At 37.2% G+C, this 12574-nt stretch carries 10 protein-coding genes; all 10 read right to left on the bottom strand.

Annotated elements, in window-relative coordinates; genetic code table 11:
- Positions 1–133 precede the first annotated feature (133 nt).
- A complete protein-coding gene (gene ribF / locus ACTYBU_RS06555) occupies positions 134–1078 on the bottom strand; it encodes a bifunctional riboflavin kinase/FAD synthetase (RefSeq protein WP_445488180.1) in 945 nt (314 codons plus the stop codon).
- A 62-nt stretch (positions 1079–1140) separates the two neighbouring features.
- A complete protein-coding gene (gene truB / locus ACTYBU_RS06560) occupies positions 1141–2058 on the bottom strand; it encodes a tRNA pseudouridine(55) synthase TruB (RefSeq protein ID WP_445488181.1) in 918 nt (305 codons plus the stop codon).
- 159 nt (positions 2059–2217) lie between these two features.
- Positions 2218–2577 (bottom strand): 30S ribosome-binding factor RbfA, encoded by a 360-nt coding sequence (rbfA, locus tag ACTYBU_RS06565; RefSeq protein WP_445488182.1) that lies wholly within the window; start codon positions 2575–2577, stop codon positions 2218–2220.
- A 19-nt stretch (positions 2578–2596) separates the two neighbouring features.
- A complete protein-coding gene (locus ACTYBU_RS06570; protein WP_445488183.1) occupies positions 2597–2878 on the bottom strand; it encodes a DUF503 domain-containing protein in 282 nt (93 codons plus the stop codon).
- Complete coding sequence (infB, locus tag ACTYBU_RS06575) at positions 2875–5049, bottom strand: translation initiation factor IF-2 (RefSeq protein WP_445488185.1); 2175 nt, start codon at positions 5047–5049, stop codon at positions 2875–2877. Before infB ends, ACTYBU_RS06570 begins: the two co-directional genes overlap by 4 nt.
- 19 nt (positions 5050–5068) lie before the next feature.
- Positions 5069–5371 carry a YlxQ family RNA-binding protein gene (locus ACTYBU_RS06580; RefSeq protein WP_445488186.1) on the bottom strand — a complete coding sequence of 101 codons (303 nt, stop codon included), beginning with the start codon at positions 5369–5371 and terminating at the stop codon, positions 5069–5071.
- Positions 5368–5658 (bottom strand): RNase P modulator RnpM, encoded by a 291-nt coding sequence (gene rnpM / locus ACTYBU_RS06585; protein ID WP_445488188.1) that lies wholly within the window; start codon positions 5656–5658, stop codon positions 5368–5370. Before rnpM ends, ACTYBU_RS06580 begins: the two co-directional genes overlap by 4 nt.
- Positions 5659–5667: 9 nt before the next feature.
- Positions 5668–6795, bottom strand: coding sequence for a transcription termination factor NusA (gene nusA / locus ACTYBU_RS06590; protein ID WP_445488190.1), 1128 nt, complete (start codon positions 6793–6795; stop codon positions 5668–5670).
- A 146-nt stretch (positions 6796–6941) separates the two neighbouring features.
- Entirely contained in the window at positions 6942–7412 is a 471-nt protein-coding gene (gene rimP, locus ACTYBU_RS06595; protein WP_445488191.1) for a ribosome maturation factor RimP, read from the bottom strand.
- 259 nt (positions 7413–7671) lie between these two features.
- A complete protein-coding gene (locus ACTYBU_RS06600; RefSeq protein ID WP_445488193.1) occupies positions 7672–11991 on the bottom strand; it encodes a PolC-type DNA polymerase III in 4320 nt (1439 codons plus the stop codon).
- Between the last annotated feature and the right edge of the window lie 583 nt (positions 11992–12574).

Raw genomic sequence — 12574 nt, forward strand, 5'->3', positions numbered from 1 at the left:
ACCTTTACGGGCAAGTTTCAACACCTATCTTCCTCGATTTCTCGGCATCCCCGAGGTGGGGGTCTTACTGCCCGTTAAGAGTGGGATAAAATCACTTATTCCATCCATCATTAATATGTATAAGAACTACATACTACAGATTTTTTCTAAAGTATTCTATTGCCGTTTGTTTATCTTTTTCAATTTGATGAACTAATTCCTCAATACCATTAAATTTCTTTTCACTTCTTATGCGGATATGCCACTCCAGCTCCACCTTTTCTCCATATATCACTTGATCAAACTGAAAGATATGCACTTCTACTGATTGAGCTGTTTCATCTGGATGAAATGTTGGTTTTGTTCCGACATTACATACTCCATCATGCCAAGAACCATCCACTTTTATACGAACTGCATATACTCCTTGAGGAGGAAGCAATAAGAAATTGTCACTATCGATATTAGCTGTTGGGAAGCCAATAGTCCTTCCCCGTTTATCTCCATGAATCACGGTTCCTTGGATGCTGTAATACCTTCCAAGCAAGGAGGGTATATATTCCATGTCCCCCTTTAGTATATAGGAACGAATTAAAGTGGAGCTTACTTTTTCCCCATGGTATGTTTCTTTATTAATGATCGTTGTTTCAAAATGATCCTGCCCATGCTGTTTTAATGTTTCAGCGGTGCCTTTTGCCAGCTTACCATATGTATAATCAAATCCAGCTACAACATGAACAACATTCAAACGAATTAAAAACTGATCTACAAAATCTTCTGGGAGAAGATTAGCAAAATCCTTTGTAAAATGGATAATAAATAAATAATCCATTCCAAGCTTTTCGATTTCTGCAACTTTTGCTTCATAAGATGTAATAAGGTCAATGCGTCTAGAATCATTTCCCAATACGACGGATGGATGTGGATCAAAAGTAAGTACTCCGCTTTTCCATCCCTTTTGATCTGCAAGTGCTTTTGCTTCTCCTATTACTTTCTGATGCCCTAAGTGAACTCCATCAAAAAAGCCTAACGCCATAACTATAGGCGGAAACTCTTTATTGTTCAAGTTTTCAGGATAATTAATTCTTACAACTTCCATTACACTACTCACCTTTTCTAGCTATATATATAATATTTTCAGGAAAAAATAATAATCACCTGTTAATCTAACACTTTTAAAATTTTACTTGGTTTTATTTTCCCAGGTTTTGTAGGATGGTGAACATAAATTGCTAATGCTTCCCCTTGTTCTGATTCCATCACAATTGGTTCCACAATTGAAATGAACGATGCTGGTGTATCCAGTACACTTCCATTGCGAACCTTCATTGCTAATGTATCATTTATTTGAAATTTCGGCAAATAAGAAACTGCCTCTTCTATGGGCAGCAAAAATTCCGCTAATGAACCATCTGCCATTTTTTCTTCTATTTCTGCAAATGCTAAACAAGATGATTTCGTCATATTAGCTGAACGGGTTCTTGTTAGTTTCGACATATGCGCCGGCAATCCAAGCTTTTCTCCCATCATTACTGCTAGCGTACGAATATAAGTGCCTTTGCTGCAATCAACCGTAAACCGAAAAGAAATCTGCTCCCCTGATAAATTGTCCCAATCATCTAATAATCGAAGGGAATAAATCGTCACTTCTCTGGATGGTCGTTCCACTTCTATTCCTTTTCTTGCATACTCATATAATCGTTTTCCATTTACTTTCACAGCTGAATACATTGGTGGGGTTTGTGTAATGACACCTGTTAAAGATTGAAAAGCATTTTCCACTATTTCTCTTGTAATCGTTTCTTTAATCTTTTTTTGTTCCACTATTTCTCCTGAACTATCTTCAGTTGTTGTCGAATACCCTAAAGTTACTTCACCCTCATATGTTTTTCCAGCATCTGTAATGTATTCTGCAACTTTTGTAGCCCTGCCAATACAAATTGGAAGTACTCCATCAACATTTGGATCCAGAGTTCCTGTATGTCCAATTCTTTTCATATGGAGGATTTTTCGAAGCTTAAAAACACAGTCATGTGAGGTCATTCCTTTTGGTTTCCATAAAGGCAAAATTCCTTCCATCTTTCTATCTCCTTTTCTTCATTATTTCCTTTTATTCAATATTTGATATGGATAAAAAAGGGGCGTCCCCACATATCACATTCCATCTATACTAAAAAAGCTTTTAGCATGGATTTGGAATGTACATAAGCGGAGCCACCCTCTTCGTTTATATTTACATCACTTGTCTTCTGAATGATCATCTTTTGCAATTTGATGAAGCAAAGTATCAATACGATTTCCATAATCAATCGACTCATCAAATTCAAATGAAATTTCAGGAGTTTTGCGCAAGCGGATTCTCTGTCCAATTTCTGAACGGATAAACCCTTTTGCTTTCGCAAGGCCTTTTAACGTATTTTCACGCTGCTCTTTATCTCCTAGAACAGAAATATAAACAGTCGCCAGTTGAAGATCTCCAGAAACGTTAACATCTGTTACGGTAACGAACCCTATGCGTGGATCTTTAATCTTTCGACTAATAATCTCGCCAAGTTCTTTTTTCATTTGCTCTCCAACACGATTTGGTCTAAGGCTCATCTTATTTCACCTCGTTTTATTAAAGCCATTCTATATCCGTAATGGTTCTTTCTATTTCTGGAAAAGAATCAATAAACTTTATTGCATGCTGCAACTCTACTTCTACGGACAATCGTGCAGAAGCAACGGCTGCAATAGCAATTTTTGTTCGTTGCCATGTATCTTGAAAGTCAACCTCGGATACAGAAATATTATATTTTTGTTTTAAGCGGGCTGTCACTCTTTGAAGTACTGCCCGCTTTTCTTTTAACGAATGTGCATCATAAATGATACATTCAACGGTCAATAGACCAACTATCATTTACGCTCAATTTCTTCCATAATATAAGCCTCGATGATGTCGCCTTCTTTTACATCATTGAAGTTCTTTATGGTTATTCCACATTCGTAGCCTTGACTTACTTCTTTTGCATCGTCTTTAAAACGTTTAAGTGCATCAATTTCCCCTTCAAAAATAACAACGCCATCACGAATTAAGCGAATGCCTGAGTCTCTTGTTATTTTCCCGTCTGTTATATAAGAACCGGCAATTGTACCAATTTTAGATACTTTGAAAGTTTGGCGAATTTCTGCTTGACCGATAATTTTCTCTTGGAATTCTGGATCAAGCATTCCTTTCATCGCTGCTTCAATTTCTTCAATTACTTTATAAATAATACGGTGCAGGCGCACATCTACTTCTTCCGCATCAGCTGCTCTTTTTGCATTTACATCTGGACGAACATTAAATCCAATAACGATGGCATTCGATGCAGCAGCAAGGGTAATATCTGATTCATTAATAGCACCAACTGCTGTATGAATAATTTTTACATTTACCCCTTCTACTTCGATTTTATAAAGTGCTGCAGCAAGAGCTTCTGCGGAGCCCTGAACATCGGCTTTTAATACGATATTAAGATCCTTCATTTCCCCTTGCTTCATGTGCTCAAATAAATTATCCAGGCTGATTCGCGTTTTTTCAGATCTTTGTGCTTGAATTGCCTGTGTTGAACGGGCTTCACCTATTTGTCTCGCAGATTTTTCATCTTTAAATACAACGAAGCGGTCTCCGGCTTGAGGTACTTCGTTTAATCCAGTAATTTCAACAGGAGTAGAAGGGCCAGCGCTTTTTACTCGGCGTCCTAAATCGTTCACCATGGCACGCACACGTCCGAATGTGTTGCCCACTACAATTGGATCTCCTATATTTAATGTTCCGTTTTGCACAAGCAATGTTGCTACAGATCCTTTACCTTTGTCTAGCTCAGCTTCAATTACTGTACCAACAGCATTGCGATTCGGATTTGCTTTGTATTCCTCTACTTCACTTACTAGCAAAATCATTTCCAGCAATGTATCAATTCCTTCGCCTGAAAGTGCTGAAAGAGGTACAAATATAGTTTCTCCACCCCATGCCTCAGGTACTAAACCATGTTCTGTCAATTCTTGCATCACACGATCAGGATTAGCAGATGGTTTATCCATTTTGTTCACAGCGACAATAATTGGAACCTCTGCTGCTTTCGCATGGTTAATCGCTTCAACGGTTTGAGGCATTACACCATCATCTGCAGCTACTACTAAAATGGTGATATCTGTTATTTTTGCACCGCGTGCACGCATTGTTGTAAATGCTGCGTGTCCTGGTGTGTCTAAAAACGTAATCTTTTTTCCATTTTCAACAATTTGATAAGCACCAATATGTTGTGTAATCCCCCCTGCTTCGCCAGCAGTTACTTTTGTGTTTCGGATGCTGTCAAGCAATGTTGTTTTCCCATGGTCTACATGCCCCATAATGGTAACAACAGATGGACGTTCCACTAACTCTGCTTCTTCATCATCAGCAAAATATACTTCCAAATCTGTTGTATCAATTTGAATCTCTTCTTCGACTTCTACTCCGTATTCACTTGCTATCAATTCAATAGAATCTTTATCCAAGTCTTGATTAATCGTCGCCATTACACCAAGCATGAATAATTTTTTAATAATTTCAGATGGTTCACGGTGTAATTTTTTTGCAAGCTCTCCAACGGTTAATGAGTCAGTAAATGTAATTTTTTCAGGAAGCTCTTTCTCTTTTTTAGGAGCAGGTGGTGCTGCAGGAGCTTGATATTGTTTCCCCTTGCGGTTGTTATTGCTGTTTTTATTATTATTATTATTGCGATTGTTGGTTTTTGTTTTATTATTAAATGGTTTATTCTCTTTAGTATTCTTCACAGGGTTGTTTACTTTCCCCTTTTCTACCATTGCATCACTTTCTTCTTCATATTGATCTGCAATATTTTTAGAAGGTACAGTTTGCTCTGGTTTATTTTGGTTATTTTTTGTATCTTTACTATATATATTATCCAATTTTTTTATTGCGTCCTCTTCCAGTGTTGTCATATGATTAGAAACTTCTACATTCATATTTTTTAAATTCGTAATAACATCCTTGCTTGAAATGTTAAACTTTTTTGCGTATTCATAAACTCGCATTTTACTCATCATTTCACCCCCGCTAGAATTAATCGAGCAGCGTTAAAAGTTTTTTTGCAAATCCATTATCTAAAACAGCGACAACTACTCTTGCTTCTTTGCCGATTGATTGTCCTAATAATGCTCTATTTGGGACCATCTTGACCGGCACAGCATACGAATTACATTTATCAGTAATTTTTTTTGTCGTGTTTTCTGACGCATCTTCTGATAATATAATAAGTTTTGCATTTCCGCTTCTAATTTCCTTAACGGCTAGTTCCTCACCTGAGGTAATCTTCCGTGCTCGATTTGCTAAGCCAAGTAATGACATCCATTGATTCTCTTTCATTTGGATTGTCTATTCCCCTTATCTATTATATCCAGCAGCTCTTCATATACCTCGTCATCAATTGCACTTCCTAGCTGGCTGGAAAGAATATTTTTTTTCTTGGCTAAAAGTACTGCTTCTTTATCCATTGAAAGATATGCTCCGCGACCGGATTTCTTTCCAGTTAAATCCACAGAAACCTGTCCTTCCTTCGAGCGAACGATGCGAACTAGTTCTTTTTTCGGTCTCATTTCACCGGTAGCAACACATTTACGCATTGGAACTTTTTTTTGTTTGTTCACACACATTCACCTCAATTAATCAAGATCTTCATTATTCAAATGAAATTCTTCATCTTCTATTTCATCATCAAAAGTTAAAAGAGATGCTTCTGTTGGATAGATTCCAACTTCCCTTGCTTCTGATTCTGATTTAATATCAATCTTCCAACCAGTTAATTTAGCTGCCAGACGGGCATTTTGTCCTCTTTTTCCGATTGCCAGCGATAATTGATAATCTGGAACAATAACAGTAGTTGCTTTCTCTTCTTCGTTCACCATTACTTCTAGTACTTTTGAAGGACTAAGTGCATTTGCAACAAAAATAGTTGGATCGGCGGACCATTTCACGATATCAATTTTTTCACCTTTTAATTCATTTACAATTGTTTGCACACGTGTTCCTTTTGGTCCAACACATGAACCTACTGCATCTACTTCTTCATTCTCGGAATGAACAGAGATTTTTGATCTGTCGCCAGCCTCGCGTGCAACTGATTTTATTTCAACAGTTCCATCAAAAATTTCTGGAACTTCCATTTCAAATAATCGTTTTAAAAGACCAGGATGTGTTCTCGAAACGAAAATTTGTGGACCTTTTGTTGTTTTTTCTACTTTTGTTATAAATACTTTGATGCGATCATGCGGTTTATAATACTCATTAGGCATTTGCTCATTCGCAGGCAATATAGCTTCTATTTTACCTAAGCTTACGTAGATAAATTTGCTGTCTTGGCGTTGAACAATTCCTGTCATAATATCTTCTTCACGATCAATAAACTCGGAGTAAATAATGCCTCTTTCCGCTTCGCGCACTCTTTGTGTAACTACTTGTTTAGCAGTTTGAGCAGCAATACGGCCAAAATCTTTTGGTGTAACTTCCAACTCTACTACATCTTCTACGTCGTAGTTCGGGTTGATTTTTTGTGCATCCTCTAATGAAATTTCAAGACGCGGATCAAACACTTCATCAACCACTTCTTTGCGAGCAAATACGCGCATTGTTCCTGATCCTAAATTTAAATCAATTCGAACATTTTGTGCTTGATTAAAGTTACGACGATATGCCGATACAAGGGCTGCTTCAATCGCATCGATGATAACATCGCGAGAAATCCCTTTTTCTTTTTCAAGCAATACAAGAGCATCTACTAATTCACTGCTCATGAGATTGTATCCCCCTTTAATCTCTAAAAAATATGGATGGTATTGCCACGATCACCCTTTACCATTTATATACTAGCAAATAAAAATCACATCATCTTTTTATCTACACGCTTTTTACAGGATTGGCACCGCAGCATTAAAGCAATTTAAGAAAAAGTTACAGCTAGACGAGCCTTTGCAACTTTATCATACGGAATTTGAATTATTTTTTTTCTGGTTTTTACTTTGATTTCTATGGATAAGCTCGTTCCATCAAAGCTTGCAAGAATACCTTCAAACGTTTTTTCATTATCAATTGGTTCATATGTTTTTACATATACATTTTTTCCAATTGCTTTTTCAAAATCTTTATCCTTTTTTAGCGGTCTCTCAGCTCCTGGTGAAGATACTTCAAGAAAATAGTTTTCTGTAATCGGATCTACTTCATCCAGCTTTTCACTAAGTTTTTCACTAACTGCTGCACACTCATCTATATCAACACCAGCATCTTTATCAATAAACACGCGTAAAAACCAGTTAGGACCTTCTTTTACATACTCAATATCGACTAATTCTAAATGCAGATCTTCTAAGATAGGCAGTACCATTTCTTCTACTAATTCTGTTACTTTGCTCAACTTTTTCCCTCCTTAAGCAAGGAACAAATAATCTTTCGTAAATAAGTATCCGAATAAATAGGAAATTAGCTATTCATTATCATGCTGCCACTAAAAAAAGGCATACACAATACGAAAGAGTGGGTTTCCCCACTCTCTTTTTGCGAAAGTTATCCTTAGTATTTCCAAATAAACTATACCATAACCAAATATTTTATGCAAATGGAACTGCGCTGTTATAAGGTTTCCCGTCCTTTTCAAGCGAAGAAATCACAGGAAGTTAAAATAGGGACAGCTGGTTTTGATCCGGCATATCGCCTAAACAACCATGGTTATCCAGATACTCCATAATAGTCTTGGATACTTTTCCTCGCTGCTGAAGATCTTCTTTCGATAAAAATTCTCCGTCTTTTCTTGAACGGACAATATTTAAAGCAGCGTTTGTACCTAATCCCGGAATACTATTAAATGGTGGTATTAAGGTATTGTCTTCAATGATAAATTCAGTTGCACTTGATTTATATAGGTCCACTTTTTTAAATGAAAATCCTCGTTCTACCATTTCATAAGCAAGTTCCATAACAGTTAATAAGTTCTTCTCTTTTGTAGAAGCATCTAGCCCTTTTCCGCTGATTTCATCTATTACAGCCTTTATGCTTTGTGAACCTCTTACCATTGCATCTACATCAAAATCTTCTGCACGAACTGTAAAGTATGCAGCATAATACAGCAATGGATGATGTACTTTAAAGTACGCAATACGAACAGCCATAAGAACATATGCGGCCGCATGCGCCTTAGGGAACATATATTTTATCTTTTTACAAGAATCAATATACCATTCCGGCACTTCATTTTTGCGCATTTCTTCTTCCATATCGTCGGACAAACCTTTTCCTTTTCGAACGCTTTCCATAATTTTAAAAGCAAAAGATGGTTCTAAGCCTTGATATATTAAATACACCATTATATCATCACGGCAGCCAATAACTTCACTTAAGTTGCAGATATTATTATGAATCAGTTCTTGTGCATTGCCTAACCATACATCTGTTCCATGGGACAATCCAGAAATTTGGACTAACTCAGAAAATGTAGTAGGTTTTGTATCTTCTAACATTTGGCGAACAAATTTCGTTCCAAATTCCGGTATTCCAAATGTACCTGTTTTACAGTTAATTTGTTCGGATGTAACACCAAGCGATTCTGTTCCACTAAAAATTTTCATTACTTCCGGATCATCTGTCGGTATTGTTTTTGGATCAATTCCGCTAAGATCCTGCAGCATTCTAATAACAGTCGGATCATCATGTCCAAGAATATCTAGTTTTAATACGTTATCATGAATGGAATGGAAATCAAAATGAGTTGTCTTCCATTCTGAGTTTCGATCATCTGCCGGAAACTGAATTGGGGTGAAGTCATAAACATCCATGTAATCTGGAATAACAATAATTCCACCTGGATGCTGTCCTGTTGTTCTTTTTACCCCAGTACAGCCTGAAGCCAAGCGATCAATTTCAGCTCCTCTTATTTGCAAATTATTATCCTGCTGATATGCTTTTACATAACCGTATGCTGTTTTATCTGCAACTGTACCAATGGTTCCAGCGCGGTATACATATTCTTCTCCAAACAGCACTTTTGTGTAGTTATGAGCTTTCGGTTGGTATTCTCCGGAAAAATTCAAATCTATATCGGGTACCTTATCTCCTTTAAAACCTAGGAATGTTTCAAACGGGATATCGTGTCCATCTTTTTTATAAGGGATTCCACAATTTGGGCAGTCTTTATCCGGCAAATCAAATCCTGAACCGACGGAGCCATCATTAAAGAATTCAGAGTGCTTGCATTCTGTACAAACATAATGAGGAGGCAATGGATTTACTTCTGTTATTTCTGTCATGGTTGCTACAAAAGAAGAACCGACAGAACCACGTGAACCTACAAGGTAGCCGTCATCGAGTGATTTTTTCACGAGCTTATGCGAAATCAAATAAATAACGGCAAATCCATGCCCTATGATGCTTTTTAATTCTTTTTCCAGTCTAGCTTCAACTAATTCCGGAAGATTTTCCCCATATATTCTGCGTGCCATTTCATAACTCATCTCACGCATTTCTTCATCTGCGCCTTCGATTTTTGGTGTGTACAAATCATCTTTAATCGGCTTAATGCTGTTAATCATGTCGGCAATTTTATTCGTGTTTGTGATAACAATTTCTTTTGCTTTTTCCTCCCCAAGAAAACGGAAGCAGTCAAGCATTTCATTTGTTGTACGGAAATGAACATCCGGCAGTTTATGCCTATTTAAAGGATTTGCTCCGCCTTGTGAACCTACTAATATCTCTCGGTAGATTTTATCGTTTGGATTAACATAATGAACATTTCCAGTTGCCGCAACAGGAATATCCAATTTTTCGCCTAATTTCGTTATATTCGTGATAATTTCTTCTAATGCCTTTTCATCCTGTACCAGCTCCATTTCTATTAAATGGGCATAGACTTCTTTTGGCATTACTTCAATATAATCATAAAATGGAGCAACATCTTCCACTTCTTCCGGAGCTTTTTGCATCATAGCCTCAAATACTTCTCCTTTATCGCAAGCAGATCCGATTAATAATCCTTCTCTATATTTCTGTAAAACAGATCGTGGAATGCGGGGAACGCGGTAAAAGTAGTTTAGGTGAGCAATGGATACTAATTTAAACAGATTTTTTAACCCAGTGTCATTTTGAGCAAGAACAGTGCAATGATAAGGACGGGCACGCTGATACGCATTTCCCTGGCCCATATTATCGTTAAGCTGATTGTGATTTGTAATGCCTTTTTCATTAGCATCTTTCAGCATTTTTAATACGAGATATCCGGTTGCTTCTGCATCATATATGGCACGGTGATGCTGTGTCAGTTCAATATCAAATTTTTTCGCCAGCGTATTTAATCGATGGTTTTTTAGCTCGGGATACAAAAATCTTCCCAGCTCTAATGTATCAATAACTGGATTTGTTGATTTTGCCAAACCTGCTTTTTGGTATCCAACATTGATGAATCCAACGTCAAATGATGCGTTGTGGGCAACAAGAATACTGTCGCCTGTCCATTCTACAAATTTCCGCAGAACGATATCTATTTCCGGTGCATCTTGAACCAAATCATCTGTTATTCCGGTTAAGTTTATCGTAGTGGCAGATAAACGGTGATGTGGATTGGCAAATGATTCAAACCGGTCAACAATTTCACCGTTGTATATTTTGACTGCTGCTAGTTCTATAATTGTATTGTACACAGCAGAAAGACCTGTTGTTTCGACATCAAATACAACGTATGTGGCATCATCTAACGGTATATCTTTTTCGTTGTAGGCAATCGGAACTCCGTCATCTACTAAATTTATTTCCACACCATACAATATTTTTATATCATTCTTTTTCCCGGCTCCAAATGCTTCCGGGAAGCTTTGCGCCACCGCATGGTCTGTAATCGCAATAGCTTTATGGCCCCATTTTTTCGCTTGTGCGACAAGATTTCCGACCGACGATACAGCATCCATTTGACTCATAGGAGTATGAAGATGAAGTTCTACTCTCTTTTCTTCTTTTGCTGTATCTTTCCGTTCTAATGGCTTAATTTCATTTAAGTCATTGCCAATCATAACTAAATCACGTACAAAGGTGTCATTTTGAATGCTTCCCCGTGCTCTTAGCCACATCCCTTTTTTCACTAATTGAAAGAGCGCTGCATCTTCTTTATCACGCGAAAACATTTTTACTAAAATTGAACTCGTATAATCTGTTATTTTGAAGGTTAAAAGGGTTCTTCCGCTTCGCAATTCCTTTGTTTCCGCATGGAATACATACCCCTCGACGGTTATCCGCCTTTCTTCATCTATAATTTCTTCGAGTCTGCGATAATCACTGTCATCTTTAATAGTCAGTCCAATTGTTAGCGGCCCTGATGGAATATTCGCATCATTCGCTTCTTTGTCAGCTTCCATTTTTTGAATATCCAGAAGCGCCTGCTTCCCTCTTTCCTGATCCTCTAGCTGTTTTGCTTGCAGAAATTGTTCATATTCCGTATTGGAGGCTTCTTGTTGAATTTCTGTGTCCAATACAAAAAGTGGAAAACCGAAATATTGATAGGAATCAGTAATCATCTGTGCATATTTTCTTTTTATTGCCAGGCCTTCCATTTCATTTCGTACATGAATGGTTATTTTATTTCCTTGTACTTTCGGAACTTGCTCATTTAATAATTTTATAAGCGGAGGAGATATACCCTGCATTTGTTCAATACATGCAGACCAGTAGTCTTTAATCAACATTTCAGTTGCTATGGCATTTTGTACATTTATTGAAAAAGTGACAGAAGCAATATGCGAAAAACTGCTGATCAACTTTTTAGTAAATAATTGATACACTTGAAATGGAAGAATATTGTCAAACAGAAAATGAAAATGCCATTTTTTCGCCCGTTTTTCAATCGTTATTTTATCTATCTTTGCTTGATGAAAATAAGAAACAAATTGGTCATCAGTCAATTGCAATTGCTGCAGCAATAGTTGAAACCTTTCCAATTTTCCTTGTATATCGCTCATTTCCCCTCTCCTTCCTTTCCGTTTATCCCCTTTATCTATCAAGCTATTACAGGAAGCAGCATAAAGTGAACCTTTCCATCAGTGGGGTTTTCTTCATCCCCACTGATGGTTAGTTGAACTTATCGGACCTTTACTGGCAGTTATCCCCCACCTAGCTTCCTCGATTTCTCAGCATCCCCAAGGTGGGGGTTTTACTGCCCGTTAAGTGTGGGATAAAAATAATTATAGCATAAAGTAAACTTCCATCAGTGGGGGTTTTCCTTATCCCCACTGATGGTTAGTTGCACTTATCGGACCTTTACGGGCGAGTTTCAACGCCTATCTTCCTCGATTTCTCGGAATCTTGAGGCGGGGGTTTTACTTGGGTTTTACTGCCTGTTAAGAGTGGGATAAAGTCTTTCTTATTCTCTCCACAAAAAATAGGAGGAATATAGCTTTTCCAAAATACAACACTATACTTTACCATATAATACATGACCAAAGCCACTCTCATTCACTCTTTAACTTTTTCCAATATCACTATGATATGTTGAAAGGTTAGTTTGAAGTAAAAGATGCATTATGCTTGCGCTGCTTTTTTGAA

This window comes from Niallia sp. 03133 (assembly GCF_052663225.1).

What these genes read in the sequence shown, in the direction of transcription:
- ribF (WP_445488180.1), bottom strand. Translation starts at nt 1,078, where the DNA reads ATGGAAGTTGTAAGAATTAATTATCCTGAAAACTTGAACAATAAAGAG.
- truB (WP_445488181.1), bottom strand. Translation starts at nt 2,058, where the DNA reads ATGGAAGGAATTTTGCCTTTATGGAAACCAAAAGGAATGACCTCACAT.
- rbfA (WP_445488182.1), bottom strand. Translation starts at nt 2,577, where the DNA reads ATGAGCCTTAGACCAAATCGTGTTGGAGAGCAAATGAAAAAAGAACTT.
- ACTYBU_RS06570 (WP_445488183.1), bottom strand. Translation starts at nt 2,878, where the DNA reads ATGATAGTTGGTCTATTGACCGTTGAATGTATCATTTATGATGCACAT.
- infB (WP_445488185.1), bottom strand. Translation starts at nt 5,049, where the DNA reads ATGAGTAAAATGCGAGTTTATGAATACGCAAAAAAGTTTAACATTTCA.
- ACTYBU_RS06580 (WP_445488186.1), bottom strand. Translation starts at nt 5,371, where the DNA reads ATGAAAGAGAATCAATGGATGTCATTACTTGGCTTAGCAAATCGAGCA.
- rnpM (WP_445488188.1), bottom strand. Translation starts at nt 5,658, where the DNA reads ATGTGTGTGAACAAACAAAAAAAAGTTCCAATGCGTAAATGTGTTGCT.
- nusA (WP_445488190.1), bottom strand. Translation starts at nt 6,795, where the DNA reads ATGAGCAGTGAATTAGTAGATGCTCTTGTATTGCTTGAAAAAGAAAAA.
- ACTYBU_RS06600 (WP_445488193.1), bottom strand. Translation starts at nt 11,991, where the DNA reads ATGAGCGATATACAAGGAAAATTGGAAAGGTTTCAACTATTGCTGCAG.